Annotated in this window: 14 protein-coding genes and 1 pseudogene; 3 read left to right on the top strand and 12 right to left on the bottom strand. The window is 62.8% G+C overall.

Annotation, left to right across the window (positions count from 1 at the left end; all coding sequences use genetic code 11):
• Positions 1 to 13 precede the first annotated feature (13 nt).
• Together IG197_RS30045 and maiA are read left to right on the top strand one after the other, a co-directional pair.
• A complete protein-coding gene (locus IG197_RS30045) occupies positions 14 to 1,030 on the top strand; it encodes a fumarylacetoacetate hydrolase family protein (protein WP_192320244.1) in 1,017 nt (338 codons plus the stop codon).
• Positions 1,030 to 1,665, top strand: coding sequence for a maleylacetoacetate isomerase (gene maiA / locus IG197_RS30040; RefSeq protein ID WP_246765449.1), 636 nt, complete (start codon positions 1,030 to 1,032; stop codon positions 1,663 to 1,665). Before IG197_RS30045 ends, maiA begins: the two co-directional genes overlap by 1 nt.
• 3 nt (positions 1,666 to 1,668) lie before the next feature.
• On the opposite strand, the gene IG197_RS30035 is transcribed toward maiA, so the two are convergent.
• The 12 genes and pseudogenes from IG197_RS30035 to IG197_RS29980 all read right to left on the bottom strand — a co-directional run bounded on the left by IG197_RS30035 (position 1,669) and on the right by IG197_RS29980 (position 17,648).
• The gene (locus IG197_RS30035; protein WP_067967991.1) at positions 1,669 to 3,681 is read right to left on the bottom strand and encodes a putative 2-aminoethylphosphonate ABC transporter permease subunit; all 2,013 of its coding nucleotides are present in this window, start codon (positions 3,679 to 3,681) and stop codon (positions 1,669 to 1,671) included.
• A 1-nt stretch (position 3,682) separates the two neighbouring features.
• The gene (locus IG197_RS30030; RefSeq protein WP_192320242.1) at positions 3,683 to 4,843 is read right to left on the bottom strand and encodes a putative 2-aminoethylphosphonate ABC transporter ATP-binding protein; all 1,161 of its coding nucleotides are present in this window, start codon (positions 4,841 to 4,843) and stop codon (positions 3,683 to 3,685) included.
• Positions 4,844 to 4,920: 77 nt separating this feature from the next.
• Positions 4,921 to 5,943 carry a putative 2-aminoethylphosphonate ABC transporter substrate-binding protein gene (locus IG197_RS30025; protein WP_192320240.1) on the bottom strand — a complete coding sequence of 341 codons (1,023 nt, stop codon included), beginning with the start codon at positions 5,941 to 5,943 and terminating at the stop codon, positions 4,921 to 4,923.
• Between the two features lie 262 nt (positions 5,944 to 6,205).
• Complete coding sequence (locus IG197_RS30020) at positions 6,206 to 7,045, bottom strand: DMT family transporter (protein WP_192320238.1); 840 nt, start codon at positions 7,043 to 7,045, stop codon at positions 6,206 to 6,208.
• Positions 7,046 to 7,196: 151 nt separating this feature from the next.
• Positions 7,197 to 7,427 (bottom strand): annotated as a pseudogene (locus IG197_RS30015) (aldehyde dehydrogenase family protein); the annotation flags it as partial.
• 220 nt (positions 7,428 to 7,647) lie between these two features.
• Entirely contained in the window at positions 7,648 to 8,451 is an 804-nt protein-coding gene (locus tag IG197_RS30010; protein ID WP_067968004.1) for an ABC transporter permease, read from the bottom strand.
• Positions 8,445 to 9,302: an ABC transporter permease gene (locus IG197_RS30005; RefSeq protein WP_067968007.1), complete on the bottom strand. Its 858-nt coding sequence runs from the start codon at positions 9,300 to 9,302 to the stop codon at positions 8,445 to 8,447. The genes IG197_RS30010 and IG197_RS30005 overlap by 7 nt, the downstream gene beginning before the upstream one ends.
• Positions 9,303 to 9,359: 57 nt before the next feature.
• Positions 9,360 to 10,520: a PotD/PotF family extracellular solute-binding protein gene (locus tag IG197_RS30000; RefSeq protein ID WP_246340893.1), complete on the bottom strand. Its 1,161-nt coding sequence runs from the start codon at positions 10,518 to 10,520 to the stop codon at positions 9,360 to 9,362.
• 76 nt (positions 10,521 to 10,596) lie between these two features.
• On the bottom strand, positions 10,597 to 11,667 hold the full coding sequence (locus tag IG197_RS29995; protein ID WP_067968013.1) for an ABC transporter ATP-binding protein: 1,071 nt from the start codon (positions 11,665 to 11,667) through the stop codon (positions 10,597 to 10,599).
• Positions 11,668 to 11,670: 3 nt separating this feature from the next.
• Positions 11,671 to 13,725 carry a hydantoinase/oxoprolinase family protein gene (locus IG197_RS29990; protein ID WP_182575080.1) on the bottom strand — a complete coding sequence of 685 codons (2,055 nt, stop codon included), beginning with the start codon at positions 13,723 to 13,725 and terminating at the stop codon, positions 11,671 to 11,673.
• A complete protein-coding gene (locus IG197_RS29985; RefSeq protein ID WP_192320236.1) occupies positions 13,722 to 15,416 on the bottom strand; it encodes a hydantoinase B/oxoprolinase family protein in 1,695 nt (564 codons plus the stop codon). The genes IG197_RS29990 and IG197_RS29985 overlap by 4 nt, the downstream gene beginning before the upstream one ends.
• A 123-nt stretch (positions 15,417 to 15,539) precedes the next feature.
• Positions 15,540 to 17,648: a LuxR C-terminal-related transcriptional regulator gene (locus tag IG197_RS29980; RefSeq protein WP_192320235.1), complete on the bottom strand. Its 2,109-nt coding sequence runs from the start codon at positions 17,646 to 17,648 to the stop codon at positions 15,540 to 15,542.
• A gap of 63 nt (positions 17,649 to 17,711) precedes the next feature.
• Here IG197_RS29980 and IG197_RS29975 point away from each other — a divergent pair, with 63 nt between their 5' ends.
• Complete coding sequence (locus IG197_RS29975; protein ID WP_192320233.1) at positions 17,712 to 18,071, top strand: hypothetical protein; 360 nt, start codon at positions 17,712 to 17,714, stop codon at positions 18,069 to 18,071.
• Positions 18,072 to 18,368: the final 297 nt, after the last annotated feature.

Genomic DNA, 18,368 nt, shown 5'->3' with positions numbered 1-18,368 from the left:
AGTGAGGACGTAGATGAAGCTCGCCACGCTGAAGGATTCCACCCGCGACGGCCGCCTTGTCGTGGTCTCCCGCGACCTGACACGCTGTTCGGAAGTCGGCCACATCGCCCGCACCTTGCAGGCGGCACTTGACGACTGGGCCCATGTCGGTCCGCGCCTCGCCAATGTCGCCGAGGGCATCGAGACCGGCTCGCAGCCGACCATGCGCTTTCATGAGCACGATGCCACCTCGCCGCTGCCGCGCGCCTATCAGTGGGCCGACGGCTCAGCCTATGTGAACCATGTCGAGCTGGTCAGGAAGGCGCGGGGCGCCGAGATGCCCGCGAGCTTCTGGACCGATCCCCTGATGTATCAGGGCGGCTCGGACTCGTTCCTCGGCCCACGCGACCCGATCGTCATGGCCGACGAAGCCTGGGGCATCGACCTCGAGGGCGAAATCGCAGTCATCGTCGACGACGTGGCGATGGGGGCAACATCAGATGAGGCGCGCGATGCCATCCGCCTGGTCATGCTGGTCAACGACGTGTCGCTGCGCGGCCTGATCCCTGCCGAGCTCGCCAAGGGCTTCGGCTTCTTCCAGTCCAAGCCGTCAACGGCGTTCTCGCCGGTCGCCGTTTCGCCCGATGAACTCGGCGACGCCTGGCGCGACGGCAAGCTGCACCTGCCGCTGCTGACCAGCATTAACGGGCAGCCGTTCGGCCGCGCCAATGCCGGCACAGACATGACCTTCGACTTCGGCCAGCTGGTGGCGCATGCTGCCAAGACCAGGCCTCTGGTTGCGGGAACCATCATCGGTTCGGGCACCGTGTCAAACAAGCTCGACAGCGGACCGGGCAAGCCTGTCGCCGAAGGCGGCGCGGGTTATTCCTGCATCGCCGAGATCCGCACCATCGAAACCATCGACACGGGGGCGGCGAAGACGCCGTTCCTTAGGTTCGGCGACAAGGTCCGCATCGAGATGAACGACAAGATAGGTCACTCGATCTTTGGTGCCATCGAGCAGACCGTGACGAAATACGAGAAGGTCTGATGAGCGAGACCGTCCTGTTCGACTATTGGCGTTCGTCGGCGAGCTACCGGGTACGCATCGCGCTCAACATGCTGGGTCAGGCGTATCGCCCGGTATCGGTCGACCTGCTGGCCAAGGCGCAGAAGTCGCCCGAGCATCTGGCACGCAATCCGCAGGGGCTGGTGCCGGTGCTCGACATCGATGGCCACGCCTTCACCCAGTCGCTGGCGATCATCGAATATCTCGATGAGACCCGCCATGCCGGTTTCCTGCCCTCCGATCCGCTCGGCCGCCAGCGCGTGCGCCAGCTGTCCTTTGCCATCGCCATGGAAATCCACGCTGTCTGCAACACCGGTGTGATCGCCGAGCTGATGCGGCTGGTCCCGAATGGCGAGGCGGCGCGCGACGCCTGGATGCAGAAGTTCATCGGCGATGGTATGGCAGCCTTCGAAAGGCTGCTCGACCACCCGGCTACTGGCGCCTTCTGCCATGGCGATAATCCAACCATGGCTGACATCTGCTTGGTGCCGCAGGTCTACAATGCCCGGCGCTGGAACGTCGACATTTCGGGCCTGAAGCGGCTGCTGGAGATTTCCGCCCGCTGCGAAGGCCTCGAGGCCTTCGCCAAAGCCCATCCGGATCGCGCCAAAGGCTGAGGCTCAGCGCATCCGCCACGCCTGCGTCCGCTTGATCAGAACCCGCGACAGGAACAGGTGGATCAGGCGTGCGGCGGCATTGGTGTAGAAGATCATCATCGCCATCGCGGCCGCCGGTGCCACATCGCCGGCGTCGTCCATGTTGAGCACCGCCACCGAAGCCAGTGTCGTGTCCTTGGAATAGAGGAACACCACCGCCGACACGGTCGTCATGGCGTTGACGAATATGTAGATCGAGATGTCGAGGATGGCCGGCAGGCAGACAGGCACGGTGACGCGCGCAAACAGCTTGTAGAAGGGCTGCTTGAGCGAAGCCGCCACCGGCTCGAACTCCTGGTCGATCTGCTTGAGCGCGGTCAGCGCGGTAAGGTGTCCCACCGTGTAGAAGTGGGTGATTGTACAGACCACCAGAATGGTCATGGTGCCGTAGATGGCATGCAGCGGGTTGGCCGGATCGTTGAAGAAGAAGATGTAGGCGAGGCCGAGCACCATGCCCGGCACCGCCATCGGCAGCATGGCGAGGAACTGGAACGCCGTGCGGCCGGCGCGGAAGCCGTCGGTCTTCTCGACCATATAGGCGCCGACGAAGATGATGACCGTTCCGATGACCGCCGTCAGCGCCGCCAGCCGGATCGAGTTGTAGTACGAACCCCAGCCGCCGCCATCCATGCGGTCGAAGGCGAAATGCTTGAGACCGAGGCTGAGGTCGTAGGGCCAGAGCTTGACCAGTGCCGCGAACTGGCTGGTCGCCATGATGCCGAGGATGAAGACGGCGATCAGCGAACACCAGGCGAGGCAAAGCGTGTCGAAGCCGCGGTTCGGCTTGGGCTGGTAGGGCACCGAGCGCGCTGACAGCAGCGCCACCTGCTTCTTGGTCACCATGCGGTCGACGATAAAGGCGGCGATGGCAGGGACGAGCAGGATGACCGAGACGACCGCGCCCATCTCGAAGTTTTGCTGGCCGATGACCTGCTTGTAGATGTCGACGGCAAGCACATTGTACTGACCGCCAATGACCTTGGGCAGGCCGAAATCGGTGATGACAAGGGTGAAGACGACGAAGGCTGCCGAGATCAGGCCGTAGCGGGCGCCGGGAATGGTCACCGTCCAGAAGGTGCGCCAACGACTGGCGCGCAGCGAGGCGGCCGCTTCGTAGTGGCGCTGGTCGGAGATCGCCAGCGCCGTCGAGATGATGATCATCGCATGCGGGAAGGCGAAGAAGATCGAGCCGACGACGATGCCGAGCGGGCCGTAGATCGAGGCCCCCATCAGCAGATCCTTGAGCATGCCCTGGTTGCCGAACAGGTAGATCAGGGCAATGCCGGGAAGCAGCGACGGCACCAGGATCGGCACCATGGCAACAAGCTTGAAAACACCCTTGAAGCGCATGCAGCTGCGGTTCAGCGCATAAGCGAAACCGAAGGCCAGTCCGACGGTGATGATGGTGCTGACGAGTGCGATGAACACCGAGTTCTCGATCGAGCGGAACAGCGTCGGCGTCGAGAAGTAGGCGGCGTAGTTCTCAAGTCCGAGCGCCCGTGACGGCCTGAGCATCACGCGGCGGAAGTCGTTGGAGGTGAGTTCCTGCCATTCCGTTCCGGTCTGCGGCTTGAGGCCGACGAGATAGGTTGCATCAGACGTCGTGCCACGAATCTTGTACTTCACCGGGCTGCGGAAGCTGAAGTCGGGGAAGAAGCTCGTCGCCTGCAGCCGCCCGTCGGAGTTGGTGGCGAGCTTGGCCGGCGGTACCGCATCGAGTTTCTCGTTCAGCGCTGCCGCGGTGACAGGTTGGCCCCAGTTGCCGTCCTTGTCGCTGACCTGGAACTCGAAATTGGCGAGGTTGAAGCTGTAGGTCGAGAACGATTTGGACAGCATGATCGCAAGGGGGGCTGCCAGCCCCACCACCAGATAAAGCGCGATCACGACCATCAGGCCGCGCTTGATCAGCTCGTCGCGGTCGAGCCTGAGGCGGAGGCTGCGGCCGACGGGAAGGGCAGAGTCGAGAGCCATCGCCATGTCAGGCACCCCTGGGGTAGATCAGCAGCCGTTCGGCCGGCAGTTCGACCGTCAGCGCCACGCCTTCGGTCAGCGACAGGCGGCGCGCGGCATTGATCGAAAAATCGGCGATCAGGGTTTCGTTGCCGAGCGCGTGGCCGTGCAGCCGTGTGCGCCAGAACGATCCCAGGAATTCCATCTCGCTGATGGTGACGTCGATGGCGTTGGCGGTCGCACCGTTGGCAAGAGAGCCTGCGGCATGCGGAATGACGTCCTCGGGGCGGATCGCCGCGATGACGGGCGCGCCCTCGTCGAAGCCGTTCTGTGCGCAATTGAAAGTCGCCGCACCGAAGCCGACTGTGCCCTTCGACGCCCTGGCCTCGAACTTGTTGGCCTCGCCGATGAAGTCGGCGACGAAGAGGGTCGCCGGGTGGCGGTAGATCTCGGTCGGCGTGCCGATCTGTTCGATGACGCCGTGGTTCATCACCACGATGCGGTCGGCCATCGACAGCGCCTCCTCCTGGTCATGGGTGACCATGATGGTGGTGACGCCGAGCTTGCGCTGCAATTCCTTGATCTCATGGCGCAGATGGGTGCGCACCTTGGCGTCGAGTGCCGACAGCGGTTCGTCGAGCAGCAGCAGGCCGGGCGAAATGGCAATCGCCCGGGCAAGTGCGATGCGCTGCTGCTGGCCGCCGGAAAGCTGGGCCGGGTACTTGTTGCCCTGGTCGGGCAGGCCGACAAGCTTGAGCAACTCGGTGACGCGAGCCTCGATCTCGGCACGCGGGCGCTTGGTGTTTTCGAGGCCGAAGGCGATATTCTTGGCGATCGTCAGATTGGGGAACAGCGCGTAGGACTGGAAGACGATGCCGTAATCGCGCTGCGACGGCGGCAGGGTCGAGACGTCGCGCCCGCCCTGTTGGATCGAGCCGCGGGTCTGCAGGTCGAGGCCGGCGATGGCACGCAAAAGCGTGGTCTTGCCGCAACCCGACGGGCCGAGGAAGCAGACGAACTCTCCCTCGCTGATGTCGAGCGATATGTCCTTCAGCGCATGGAATTCGCCGAAGGCTTTCCAGACGTTTGCGATTCTGAGATAGGCAGGCTTCACGTTCGGGCTGGCGGCGGTCATGGCGCTCACTTCAGTCGGAATTCGCGGCTGCCCGGCGAGGGTTTCGTGTCTCATCGTAACCATCCGGCTTGGGGGCAAGGGGCGGGCGCAGCCCGAGGCGACGCCCGCTTGTCGAGGGTGGCTGATGGAGGTCAGCTCTTCGGCTCGGACTTCGAGTCGTAGCGCTTGGTCCATTCCTCGAGGATGGCGTTGCGGTTGTTGGCCGCCCACTCGAAGTCGTTCTTGATCATCCTGGCTTCGATGTCGGCCGGCAGGTGCTCAACCGGCTTGGCGACGCCGGGCATGGCGACGACCGCATAGCCGACATTGTACATCTCGTTTGCCTTCTTCGAGACCGACCAGTCGAGCAAGGTCTTGGCAGCCTCTTCCTTGGACGTGCCGGCCACGATTGCCGACGCTTCCATGTCCCAGCCGATGCCTTCTTCGGGGATGATGATATCGATGGGCGCACCCTCTGCCTTCGACTTGGCGGCGCGGAACTCGAAGGAGATGCCGATTACCGTCTCGCCTGCGGCTGCCATCTTGCACGGCTTGGAGCCCGAATGCGTGTAGGCGGCAACGTTCTGGTGCAGGCCGTCCATATAGGTCCAGCCGTCCTTGTCGCCGAACAGCTGCAGCCAGCTCGATACGTCGAGGTAGCCGGTGCCTGATGACGCCGGGTTTGGCATCACCACGTGGCCTTTGTATTCAGGCTTGGTGAGGTCCTTCCAGCTCTTCGGCGCGGTCAGGCCAAGCTTCTGGCCTTCGATGGTGTTGAAGCAGATCGAGGCTGCCCAGGCGTCCATGCCGACCCAGCTCGGCGGATTGTCGCTGTCGACGAAATTGGGCTTCAGCTGGTCGGCTCCCTTGGGCGCGTAGGCTTCCAGCATGCCCTCGGACTTGAGAACCAGAAGCGAGGTGGCGGCGAGGCCCCAGACCACGTCGGCCTGCGGATTGTCCTTCTCAGCGAGCAGCTTGGCGGTGATGACGCCGGTGGAGTCGCGGATGAAGTTCAGCTTGATGTTGGGATGGTCCTGGTTGAACGTCTCGGCATAACGCTTGAGGTCTTCGGCCTCGATGGCCGTGTAGACTGTGAGCTCCGTCTCCGCCCAGGCCGCCGATGACATCAGCATCGTCGCAAAGGCGGCAAGCGCGAAGGTTTTCTTCTGGTTCATTGAAGTGGCTCCCATTTGAATCGCTTAGGCACGTTCTGATTGGGAGAGGTTTTGTCGGGCCGCGTTTTGGCTGTGCCCGTTTGCGCCTCGTCCATGGTCGATAGTGGGAACGGGCGGTCAATAAGTAAAATCTATTCTTTTTATGATCTGGTAGGCTGAGCTTATGTGATGCACAGGGTTGCGACAGGCATGTGACAAGGCTGCCGCATGCTTGTGCACGGGCGTTGGTTTTTGCACCGAAACGCAAAAGCTTGCCGGCCTGTCAGCCTGAGAAGGCGAGTGCGATCACCCCGCCGGCAACGATGACGGCTGAAAAGATGCGGGCCTGCCACGGTCGCTCGCCGAATATGAACAGGCCGATGAGGGCTGCGATGATGACGCTCGATTCACGCACGGCCGAGACCGCGCCCAGGGGCGCGATCGTCTTGGCGTAGATGACGAGGCCGTAGGCGGAGACGGCGCCCAGGCCTCCGACGAGGCCGAGCGTGACCGTCTTGCGATCGATCGTGTGGGTTGCGCCGCGGCGTCGGAACAGCACGAACAGCGTGACGGGAAATTCGAGCAGGAACAGCCAGCCCATATAGCCGAACGGGCTGTCGGACAGGCGCACGCCGATGCCGTCGATGACCGAATAGGAGGCGATCAGCACGCCGTTGATGGCGGCAGCGCCGACGGCGCGCGGATCGGCATGGGCTGCGCCGCGCTGGAAGGCGAGGAAGGCAATGCCGAAGGTAATCGCGCCAAGCCCGACCCAGCCTAAGGGCGGCAGAGTCTCGCCGATCATCACATAGGCACCGAAAGCGACAAGCGCCGGGGCCAGTCCGCGGGCGATGGGATAGACCTGGCTGAGATCACCCAGCCGGTACGACTGGAACAGGAAGACGTAGTAGCCGTAGTGGATGACCGTCGACAGGAAGATGTAGATCCAGCTCGCTTGCGACGGTGGCGTGGCGAAGAACACCAACAAGAGCCCGAGCGTGGCATGGGTGGCGGACACTGCTGCCAGGACGACGGCACGGTCGGTTGCGGCCTTGACGACGGCGTTCCAGCTCGCATGCAGCAAGGCTGCCACCAGCACGATGGTAAGGGCAAAGCCGGACATGCGTTCAGGCTTTCAGGAAGGTCGCAGGCAAGGGTAGTGTCCCGGTCGAGTACGAGCCGGCGTTAGGCAACAGCATTTCCCCTCCAAGCACATGAGGGAGCACCAGGCTCCCTCATCGACACTCATCTGATTTGCCGGCTCAAGACAAGGCTCAGACCCAGGGCAAAGAGAAGGTCTTGACGTTGGTGAAGCTTTTCATCGCTTCGATGACGCCTTCCTTGTAGCCGTTGCCCGAGTCCTTGATCCCGCCAAATGGCGACAAGTCGATGCGATATCCCGAGACTTCCCAGATATTCACCGTGCCAACCTGCAGGCCGGCGATGTATTTCTGTATGCGGCGGAAATCGTTGGTGCAGACGCCTGAGCAGAGGCCGAAGGTGGTGCAGCGATCGGCTCGTCGCCCGAGTTCTTGGTCGCGCCGGCGACAGCCGAATCGGCCGCCTTGGCGACATAGTTATCGGACAGTTCGTTGAGGCTGATCGGTGGTAGTTACCGCCGAGTTCCTGCACCTTGCACCTGTAGCCGGCAGTGCGGGTCGGCTGGCGGCATCGATCGGTTCATCAACACAGCCAGTCTCCGCAAAGCGGCGGGCCGACCGTGCTCTACCGCAGTTTGCGATCCTTGGCTTGCGCTGCCAGCAGCACGAACGACACCGCCAATATCGAAGCCAGGAAGATCGAGCCCGACAGGGCATAGATCGTCGGCGAGGCGCCTGAGTTCATCTTGCCGAACATCGCCAATGGCAGCGTGTTCTGCCGTCCGACCAGATAGAAGGCCCGGCCGAATTCGTTCAGCGACAGCAGGAACGAGAAGATGAAGGCAGCCACCAGGCCTGGCTTGATCAGTGGCAATGTCACGTCGACCAGCTGCCGCCACCAGGAAGCGCCGAGATCGGACGCGGCAAGCAGGTAAGAACGCCTGACGGCTGCCATGCTGGTGAGGATGACGGTGAAGGCGAATGGCAGCGCCCACAACAGATGGCTCGCAGCCACCGTGCCCCAGAACGGCTTCAGTCCGATGCGCCCGAAGATCACCGAAAGCGACAGGCCCTGGATGATCCCTGGAACGAACATCGGCAACAGCACGAACATGAACCAGCGCGAGCGCCATTTGCCGAGATCCATATAGGCCAGAGCCGACAACAGCGCGAGACCGGTTGCCACCAGCGCGGTGATGGTCGCGACCAGAAGGGATTCCTGCAATGCGCTGATCAGGGTGCGTTCCTTGGCGAGCGCGAAATACCAGGTCAGGCTGATGTCGGACAGCGGCGGCAGAGCGGGCTGCAGCGCCGGATTGAACGACACCGCCACCAGGTAGAGCGGCGGCAGATAGATGATCGCCAGCCCTATGGCAGTCATCAGCCAGATGGCGGCCTTAAGCGGGCGGCTTTCGAAACCGGCTACCATGTGAATCCCTCGAACAGGCTGGTCAGCTTGAACAGTCGGTTGCCGATGAAAATCAGTCCGAACAGGATGATCAGCACCAGGGTCGAGATTGCGAAGGCCAGCGGGAAGTTCACAACCCGCATGACGTCGTTGATCATCACCGAGATCATCGATGCGGCCGCACCGCCGAGCATCTGCACTTCTGTGGCCGAGCCCGCCGCCATGACGAAGACGAAGAGGAACCCGGCAAATATGCCGGCTTGGGTCAGTGGCAGCAGGACGGAGCGGAAGGTCCGCCAGAAGCCGGCGCCGAGATCCTGGCTGGCGGCGAGCAGCGATGGCTCGACGCGTTGCATCGACAGGATCAGCGGAAAGATGACGAAGGGCAGATATGAGGCGACGAGGCCGACATTGACGGCAAAATTGGAGAACAGCAGCCAGTCCAGCGGCTGGTCGACGATCCCGAGATCCATCAGCCAGCCATTGATAAGGCCGTTGCGGCCGAGCACGAGCCGCCAGGAAAAGGCGCGGATCATGTATGAGGTGAAGAACGGAATGGTGAACAGCGCCATCAGCAGCAGTGCAGTCCGCCTGCTTGCCAGAAAATGCACTGCCATCGCGGCGGGATAGCCTATGACGACACATATCGCGGCGGTCAGAAACGCCTTGCCCAGCGATCCGACGATGACGCTCCAGCGCCCGGCCTCGAGGATCGCTGCATAGCCGGCCAGGCTGAACTCCGGCCTGATCCAGTAGGTCGCGGGATCCCAGGTCCAGAAACTCCAGACGAGGATGACGATCAGAGGCACGAAGCCCAGCAGCAGCACGATGAGTGCGGTGGGGAGTGCGAGTAGAAGGCCGGGCGATTTCATCTGGTTTCCAGAAAAAGGCGGGGGAGCGCGAACCGCTCCCGCCGCTGTTGGTCGCAATCAGGCGTTACGCAGCTTCTGCCACCATTCTTCGTAGAGCTGGAAATTGTCCGGGCGCGTGTTCTGCCAGGCTACCTTGCCGCTAAACTTAGCTTTGACGTGCTCGGCCAGTGCCTTGACCTTTGACGGGTCGAACTGGCTCGCATTTGCCTCGGCGTAGGCAACATTGCGATCGCTCGGCACGACGTAGCCGCGCTGTTCGCCAAGCGTGCAGCCATAGAAGCCGTCGAGCAGCCAATTGGCGAGCTTGTGGGCGTCGTCGCCAAGGCCGCGGTCGACCGCGCCTTTCAGCAGAACGAGGTTGTTGCCCCAGCCTTCGTAGCCTTCGACGGGTGCGGCGTACTCGACCTGCAGACCGCGCTTGCGACCTTCGTAGACGATGGGCTCCCACCCGGTCATGGCCAGCACCTCGCCATCGCCGACAAGCTGCACGCCTTGCTCCCAGCCGCTCCAGAAGGTGCGGAACTGGCCATCCTTCTTGTGCTTGATGAGGAACTCCATCACCAGGCCAAGCTCGTCCGCGGTCAGGTTGCCCGGATTGCCGATCTTCTGGTTTTCCGTCTCTTTCAGGTACATGGCTGCAAAGACGGCGCTGTTGATCCAGGCGTCTTCCATTGCCACTTGGCCCTTCAGCTTCGGATCGAAGATGACGCCGTAGCTGTCGACCTTACCCAGCTTGTCGGGGCGATAGATGATCGAGTCGGCGTTGATGACGGCAGGCAGGCCGTACTGCTTTCCGTCATGGTGCAGGTAGGGGATGTCTTTTGCCCACTGCCAGACGCTTTCGTAGTTGGGGATCTTCGACAGGTCCCAGGGAACGATTGCGCCCTGGACAGCGAGTTCCTTCTCGGCGCCGCCCTGCAGGCCACCCATATCGAAGAGGTCGTTTGCGTTGCCGGCGACAAGTCGCGCGACGGCAGGGCCGGGGTCGTTGCCATTGTCTGTGAAGGCAACGTTCAGGCCCGCATCGTCAGCTGCCCGCGACCAGGCGTCGCCGACATCAAGCGTGCCGGTCGCCCAGAATGCCAGATCGCCCGCGGCCAGTGCCGACATCGGCTGAAACATGGATCCGGCCGCCAATGCCGCACCTCCCGCCCCGAGCGTCTTGAGCAATTGACGTCGGCTGATGTTGCTCGCCATCGCGCCGTTCAAGGAATTCATGCTGTTTGTCATCGCGTTACCCCTTCTTTTTATGAAAATCTTCTCAGGATGATCAGGTGTCACGGTTCGCCGCAGTTCAGGATGCGGGCACGGGCACCAAGGCACCTCCGGCGAATTCGAGCCGCACCGGATTGCCCGGTTCGGGCCAGGCGTCGGCGAACTCGACCGGGATTTCGGCGTCGAGCTTCTGGCCATCGCCGAGCTCAAGATAGAAGTCGAAGAACCGGCCGCGGAACTGGCGTCCGGCCACGGTCGCTGCAAGTGAGCTTCCGGGCGCTGCATGCACGTTCGCGAGCGAAATGCGGTCGGGACGAACCGCCAGGAGTCCCATTTCCCCGACGTCGCGAGCGCCTGGCAGAACCAGTCGCTCACCGGCTATGACAGCGACTGTGTCGCCGCCGCTGCGTTCGAGCCTTTCAGGCTTGAGGACGCGTTCCATGCCGACGAAGCGTGCGACGAAATCATTGGCGGGAGCGGCAAAGAAGTCGGCCGGCCGTCCGACCTGCTCGAGCCTGCCCTTATGCATGATGGCCATACGGTCGCTGAGGCTCAGCGCTTCGTCCTGATTGTGGGTGACCAGCACGAAGGTCGAACCGGTCCGCTTGTGCAGCCTGCCGAATTCGTCGCGCATCTGCTGGCGCAGTCTTTCGTCGAGTCCGGTCAAGGGCTCGTCGAGAAGCAGGATGCCCGGCTCCATGACGAGCGCGCGTGCCAGAGCGACCCGCTGCCGTTGCCCGCCAGAGAGCAGGTTGACGTTGCGTTCGGCAAATCCTGCCAGATCGACCAGGGCAAGCGTGCCGTCCACGCGTTTCTTGCGTTCAGCGGCAGCCACACCCTTCACCTTCAGCCCGTAGGCGACGTTGTCGCCCACGGTCATGTGGGGAAACAAAGCGAGGTCTTGGAAGACGGTATTTGACGGGCGGCGGTTGGCCGGCAGGTCGGTAACGTCCTGCCCATCAAACAGGACACGGCCGGTGGTGGGGCGATCAAACCCCCCGATCAGTTTAAGCAGCGTGCTTTTTCCCGAACCCGACGAGCCGAGCAATGTGAAGAATTCGCCGGCCTCGATCTTGAGACCCACGCGCTCCAGGGCTTTGACCGTGCCAAAGGTCCTGGTTACGTCGTCAATTCCAATCGAGATGGCCATGGACTAGCGGACCTCTTCGGTGATTACCATGATGCCCCGGTCGGTGACCTCCAGGACTTGCCCTGCATGCACGAGCGTTGTCGTGGTGGGCTCCTCGACAAGCAGCGGGCCACTCAGACGCTCACCGCAGGGCAGGCCGTTACGATCATAGACAGCGCATGATTTCCAGCCGCCATCGTTGCCGAAATAGACTTTGCGTTCGCCCTTTCGTGCCTTGGCGACAGTGCGGCCGTCATTGTCGATCGGCGGGCAGTCGATGACGTTACCGGCGATCTCGGCCTGAAGATGCAGGTTCGTCACCTCGATGCGTGCATCGGGCAGGCGGAACGAATAGGCGGTCTCGTGAGCACTGTGGAAAGCCTCGGCGAAATCGACCAGTTGCATCGACGGTGTGAACCGGGTCGATACGCTGTGCTCCTGTCCGTGATAGCGCATTTCGACCGTGTAGCTGAAGGTGACGCCGTCCGTGTTGTCGCGGTCGAAATAGGAAAGCGCCTCGCCTTCCATGTCGGTGAAGAGCTTGGCCAGTTCGCCGAGCGACGAGGCGACGAGCGGCGAAAACCACGTCTTGCGAATGTCGGCGCGTGGATGCGCGGCCAGCATGCCCCAGGCCGAGAAGATGCCCGAATGCGGTGGGATGATGATCGACTTGGCGTTGAGTTCGCGACCAAGGCGAGCGCCCAACATCGGCCCGGCGCCGCCGCTGACGACCAGAGCAAGATCGCGTGGGTCGTGACCGCGCTGGACGGTAACCAGCTTCAGCGCATTGATCATGTTGGACTCGGCAACGTCGATGATGGCCTGGGCGACGTCGTCCACCGACAGGCCGAGCGGTCCGGCTAGCCCGGCGATTGCCTGCTGTGCGAGTTCGACGTCGAGGGTCATGGCGCCTTCGGCGAATGCGGCAGGGTCGAGCAGCCCGATGGCCACCTTGGCATCAGTGACAGTCGGCTCGGTTCCGCCTAGTCCGTAGCAGGCAGGTCCGGGCGCGGAGCCGGCACTTTTCGGGCCAACCCGCAGGCCGCCGGCAGCGTCGATCCAGGCGATCGAGCCTCCGCCCGAGCCTATCTCGACGATGTCGACCACCGGCACCTGGACCGGGTAGCCGGGGAAGGTACGGGCCCATTCGAGCTTGTATTCAGCATCGAGATTGGGCTTGCCGTCACGGATGAGCGTGCATTTTGCCGTGGTGCCGCCAACGTCGAGATAAAGCACATCCCTTTCGCCGAGGATCGCACCAATCCTTGCTGCGCCGGCCGCGCCGCCCGAAGGACCTGATTCGACGAGGGTCAGCGGACTGGCGACGGCTTGCGAGAACGTTGCGACCCCGCCATTCGACAGCATGGCATAATAGGCCGAATACACGCCCTTGGCGGCAAGCGCCTTTTCGAGGTTGGCGAAGTAGCGCTGGATGATCGGCTGCACATAAGCGTTGAGGGCAACCGTGTTGGTGCGCTCATACTCGCGCCATTGCCGCGAGATCTCGTAGCTGGCGCAGACGGTGACATCAGGCAGCAGGTCGCGCAACAACTCGGCGCAGCGCTTCTCATGATCCGGATGGGCGTAGCTGTGCAGGAAGATGACCGCTACGGCCTCAACTCCCTCTTCAAGGAACAGGCGCGCAGCCTCGCGCACGTCGTCTTCATTGAGCGGTTCGATGACCCGTCCGTCCGCGCCAACCCGTTCGCGGACCTCGGTCCGCAGCTTCCTGGGGATGAACGGTTCGGGGCTGTGGAACTGCAGATTGTAGAGGTCCGGGCGGTTGCCTCGGCCGATCTCGAGCACGTCGCGGAACCCGGCTGTGGTGACGAGGGCGGTCCTGACGCCCTTGCGTTCGGTGATCGCGTTGATCACCGTCGTTCCGCCATGGGCGAAGAACCGGACCTTGTCTGTGTCCAGGCCGCTGGCACTCTCTGCGCGGTCGATCACGTCGAGCACGCCGATCGACTGGTCCTGCGGAGTGGTCAGGCTCTTTGAGGTGAAGACCTTGCCCGTCTTCTCGTCATATCCGACGAGATCGGTGAAGGTGCCGCCGACATCGGTTGCAAGTCTGATCATTTCGTCGCCGTGTCCCGGTGATTGTATTCCGATGCCGCTCGCTCTGCGCTGATGTAGCCCGAGCGGATGTCCTCGGCGATCGCGTCCCTGCTTCTCATGGCTGGATCGCCCCAGCCGCCGCCACCGCCGGTAGCGATGCGCAACAGGTCGCCCTTGACGACGCGGCGGTGGGACAGGCGGCCATAGGTGACGGTGTTCGCTGTCTCCTGGTCGACGACATCGAGCCGGTTGAGACTGCCGGAACCGCCGCCGTCCATGCCCCAGGGCGGCGTTCGCGAGCGGCCGAAGCCGCTGTGGATATCGGCCTCTCCGGATAGAATCTCGTATTCACGCACGACCCCGAAGCCCCCGCGCCACTGGCCTGCGCCGGCCCCGCCTTCGACATTAAGCGCGTAGCGGCGGACGTGGAGCGGAAACTTGGCTTCGATCAACTCCACCGAGTAGTTGTAGGTATCGCCGTCGGTCAGGGCGATGACCGCGCTGGCGCCGTCGCGACCGGGCGCGCCGCCCCAACCGCCATGCTGTGGCTCGATGTGGATGAATTCTTCGCCGTCAGCGGTCCGGCCATTGATGTAGGTGACGCAGAGGCTGGAGTAAGAGCCGGCCGAGAAACGTTCAGGCATCAGCGGTGCGAGCGCCTTCCACACGAGTTCGGAGGCATGGACCGAGCCTTCGTAGTACCAACCTGTCGGCGAGGGCTTCTGCGCCGTGAACACCGTTCCGTCGGGAGCGATTACCGAGAGTGGCCGGAACCATCCTTCGTTGGACGGCTCCTGCGGTGCCACCAGCGCCTTGAAGATGGTCTTCACGGCCGAACTGAGCGCTCCACGCGCGCAGTTGATCGGCCCTGCCGCGGCAGGCGGGCAGCCGGTGAAATCCACTTCCATGCGGCCACCCGCGATCCGGATGGCGACCCTCACCTCGATGGGATCGGTGGAAATACCATCGCCGTCGATGATGTCGGTCGCCTCGTAGGTGCCATCCGGCAGTGCCGCAATGACGTCTTGGCTGCGCCGCTCGCTGACGTCGAGGAGGTGATCAAATGCGTCCTGAACGGTAGCCGCACCGTATTTCTCGACCATCTCCAGGATGCGGCGCTCGGCGATGCGCACCGTGGCAAGCTGCGCATTGAGGTCGCCCAGCGCGACTTCCGGCAGACGGACATTCTCGCTGATGATGCGGACCATGTCGGGCAACAGCTTGTCGTCGCGCGCAATACGCACGCAAGGCAGGCGAAGGCCTTCCTGGAACACCGAACTGGCGTCCGGAGGCAGGCTGCCGGGCACCGCGCCGCCGACGTCCAGCCAGTGAGCGACATTGATGGCAAATGCGATGATGCGGCCTTCGGCAAAGATCGGGCGCATGATGGCCAGATCGCAGGAATGTGTGCCTCCGGCATAGGGATCGTTTGTGACCAGGACGTCGCCCGGCGCCATGTCGTCGGCGAACCTCTCGACCAGGCTGCGGACTTGGGTGGCGAATGTGCCCGTGAACAGTGTGATGCCGTTGGTCTGGGCAATCAGGTCGCAGTCGCGGGTGCAGATGCCGCAGGCGAAGTCCAGAACCTCATAGATGACGGGACTCATGCTGGTCCGCGCCATCACGATGCCCATCTCGTCGACCATCGACAGTAGCTTGCCCTGGATGATCTCCTGGGTCACGGGATCGACGGCTCGCACTTGCTGCTCCATTCCGCACCTTTATGACTGCAGCGCCTATCTGCTGCCCATGCGGAAAGGTTGCATCGTGGAAGAAGCTTGCCTACCCGACCAATCGGGTGGGCTGCCTGGTAAAGGCCCCACCCAAAATGACGGCTAGGCTAATAGTCCTAGCTCGCGCGCGACAGAAATGGCTGAGGTGCGCGAATGGACATTGAGCTTGGAGAAGACATTTCGGACGTGAAACTTCACCGTGTTTTCGCTGACGTCCATGTGCCGGGCTATCTCCTTGTTGGAGAAGCCGCCGCATATCAATGACACTACCTTCAGTTCTTGCTGGGTCAGCGTATGCGGTGCGCTTGCGGAACCGGGCGCCGTTTCGGATGTGCCTTGTCCAGGAGCGGACGCATCTGCCGGTGCAAATATCTGGCCGACGCGCCGGGCGATCAGGCTGTCAGGGCCGGCCTCCTGCGCGCGGCGCCGCAGCAAGGCGAGCATTTCGGGACCCTCTTCGAAAAAGGCCGCGCGGTAGGTTGCGCTGGGCAGCGTCAGCAGGATTTCGTCAAGCACCGAAGCTGCTCGCTCTGCCTTGCCGGCCTTCATGCCGGCCAGCACCGCCAGCAGGCGCATCCGGAGCATTCGAGGCACGCTGAAGGGACGCTCCTGCGCCACCTCCAGGCGTTGCAGCATGTCAAGCGCGCGTTCTGTCTGTCCTTCCTGTATCCAGACGCGAACCCACAGCGTTGCCGGCACTTCGCCGCGCAGCCGGAATGAAAGCCGGTTGCGCTCGACGTCGAACGCCGATTCCGGGCTGAGATCGAAACGGTCGGCAAAACGCTTGGCGCCCTGAATGTCGCCGAAATGGATGATCGCACGCATTTGCTCGCGTGCGACCAGCCTTTGCAGGCGAGGAAAACCACGGCGCTGTGCGGTGCGCCTTGCCTGTTCCAGCACGGCGTCGACGCCGTCGAAATCGTTGCGGACCGTCCGTACGCGAATGCGGGACAGATAGGCTGCTGCCAGGAGGTCGAACCAGCAGTCGTTCTTTTCCAGATGTGGCAACGACCATTCCAGGATGCGCTCGGCGCCATCATGCAGGGCACGCTCCGACAGGGTCTCGGCCAGCAGGACCTGGGCGATCGCGTCGAGGTCGCAACCCTTGCCGATGGCGTTTTGCGCGTCGCTGGCCAGGCGCTCGTAGGCCGCACTCGCGCCTTCCATGTCGCCGCGAAAGAACTGTGCCTGCCCCACATGGGCGTAGAGGTGCATCGCTCCAAAATGCGCTCCCGCCTGGGTAAAGTACTGGATCGCCAGGTTGCCGTGGCGCTCGGCACGCTCGAATTCGCTGCGTTCCAGGTATTGGAAGCACAGCAGGTTATAGGTCAGCGCACGCTGTACCGGTTCCGTCAGCTCGAGCAGCGTCAGGTCGCGCTCGAGTAGTGACAGGTCGAGGGCTTCGATGCGGTCGTCCCGGTACAGCGCCATGAGTGCGCCGATCAGGCGAATTTCGTTGACAAGGACATTGTCGGTGCGGTCGATTTTCCGACTGACAAGCTCAAAATAATGAGTTGCCAGCGTCAGGTTGCCGCCTTTGGCGGCCGCGACGGCCAGCCCGAGAAAGCTGCGTGGGAACTTGGCGGCTTCCGGCTCCGGCAACACCGCTGCCAGTGCGTGAAACTGCTGCAGCAATCCGCGGGCACCGGCATAGACCTGCCGCCACCCCCCGGCATTTTCGGAAAGTTCCCCGGCAAGGCCGAAGTCTTCGGCATGCAAGGCGTGGCGAATGGCATTGGCCCAGTCACGGCGAGCCGCATACCAGTGTGCGGCAGTGCGCCTGATCTGGTTGATATCGAGCCCGCGCAAGAGGGCTTCATGCATCAGGTATTCCTGGAATACCTGATGCAGCTTGAACTGCTTGTGTCCATCGTCCAACGCCTCGATCGGCAGGCCGCCGACGGCGATGTCGGAGGTCAGTTCGGCGGCGGCCGATGGACTGACAACTGCGCTCGCCAACTCGGCACTGAAATAGGGCAGGGCAGCGACGCGGACTAGCGCCGATTGCATGGCGACCGAGAGCGAAGAAAAAACCTGTTCGGACAGATAGCGCGCCATGTCGAGCTGAGTGCCGCTGAATTCCAGCAGGTCGCTATCGGTCACGGCTCCGTCGCGCAAAAGCACACGAGCCAGCTGCAGTGCCACGGCCCAGCCCTCTGTCTTGTGGACCAGTGCCTCGACCTGCGCTTTGTCGAGCTTGACCCCGGCCATGGCCAGAAGGTTTTGGGCCTCTCCGGCCGAGAAACGCAGGTCGGCGGCCTTCAGATAGGTGAGTTGACCATTCAGCTGCATGGCCGAAATCGCCAGTCTCGGCTCCGATCTCGAGATGATCAGCAGTCTGAGGTTTCGCGCCTGTGGCGAAAACAGCAGCCGCGCCAGCGTCGCATCGTTTTCCTCGCTCTGGGCGAAATGATAGTCGTCGAGGAACAGGTAGAGCGGACGGCGCAGTCGTTGCAGCTGGGTCAGGATGACCCCCAGAACATGCTGCTGCGACAGGCTGGAATAATCCTGAGCAGCCGCTGGGAAAATGTGGGCCGAAGTGAGAACTCCGAGCAGTCCGAGCAGGAAATGGGTGCCGTCGCGATCGTCGCCATCGAGCGCTGCCCAGGCCGCCTGATGGCCTTGTTTGCGTAGATCCTTGTAGCGCTGGTTCATCAGGGAGGACTTGCCGAAACCGGCCGGCGCAACGACCAGTGTAAGGCGCCGGTCACCGGCATCGTCTAGCAGCCGCAGCGCGCGAACGCGCCTGACCTGCGCCATGCGCGCATCGGCGCCGCCTTCAGAGAAGTGTTCGGGCGACAACGCCACCATTCCTGCCAGCACCCAGCATCAACCAACGTTGCCGTTATGATGCGTAGCGGCAAGAATGTACACCTTATGGCGTCAAAGCCGTGAGGTGCTGATTGGCGATGGCGGCGTTGACAAAGCCTC

It is taken from the genome of Aminobacter sp. SR38 (assembly GCF_014843375.1).
Classification (GTDB): Bacteria; Pseudomonadota; Alphaproteobacteria; order Rhizobiales; family Rhizobiaceae; genus Aminobacter; species Aminobacter ciceronei.
The sequence above is the reverse complement of the archived record's forward strand: the minus strand, read 5'-3'. Positions and strand labels throughout refer to the sequence as shown.

Excerpts from the sequence above, each read along its gene's own strand:
- IG197_RS30045 (WP_192320244.1), top strand. The coding sequence starts at position 14 with ATGAAGCTCGCCACGCTGAAGGATTCCACCCGCGACGGCCGCCTTGTC.
- maiA (WP_246765449.1), top strand. The coding sequence starts at position 1,030 with ATGAGCGAGACCGTCCTGTTCGACTATTGGCGTTCGTCGGCGAGCTAC.
- IG197_RS30035 (WP_067967991.1), bottom strand. The coding sequence starts at position 3,681 with ATGGCGATGGCTCTCGACTCTGCCCTTCCCGTCGGCCGCAGCCTCCGC.
- IG197_RS30030 (WP_192320242.1), bottom strand. The coding sequence starts at position 4,843 with ATGAGACACGAAACCCTCGCCGGGCAGCCGCGAATTCCGACTGAAGTG.
- IG197_RS30025 (WP_192320240.1), bottom strand. The coding sequence starts at position 5,943 with ATGAACCAGAAGAAAACCTTCGCGCTTGCCGCCTTTGCGACGATGCTG.
- IG197_RS30020 (WP_192320238.1), bottom strand. The coding sequence starts at position 7,045 with ATGTCCGGCTTTGCCCTTACCATCGTGCTGGTGGCAGCCTTGCTGCAT.
- IG197_RS30010 (WP_067968004.1), bottom strand. The coding sequence starts at position 8,451 with ATGGTAGCCGGTTTCGAAAGCCGCCCGCTTAAGGCCGCCATCTGGCTG.
- IG197_RS30005 (WP_067968007.1), bottom strand. The coding sequence starts at position 9,302 with ATGAAATCGCCCGGCCTTCTACTCGCACTCCCCACCGCACTCATCGTG.
- IG197_RS30000 (WP_246340893.1), bottom strand. The coding sequence starts at position 10,520 with ATGAATTCCTTGAACGGCGCGATGGCGAGCAACATCAGCCGACGTCAA.
- IG197_RS29995 (WP_067968013.1), bottom strand. The coding sequence starts at position 11,667 with ATGGCCATCTCGATTGGAATTGACGACGTAACCAGGACCTTTGGCACG.
- IG197_RS29990 (WP_182575080.1), bottom strand. The coding sequence starts at position 13,725 with ATGATCAGACTTGCAACCGATGTCGGCGGCACCTTCACCGATCTCGTC.
- IG197_RS29985 (WP_192320236.1), bottom strand. The coding sequence starts at position 15,416 with ATGGAGCAGCAAGTGCGAGCCGTCGATCCCGTGACCCAGGAGATCATC.
- IG197_RS29980 (WP_192320235.1), bottom strand. The coding sequence starts at position 17,648 with ATGGCCGGGGTCAAGCTCGACAAAGCGCAGGTCGAGGCACTGGTCCAC.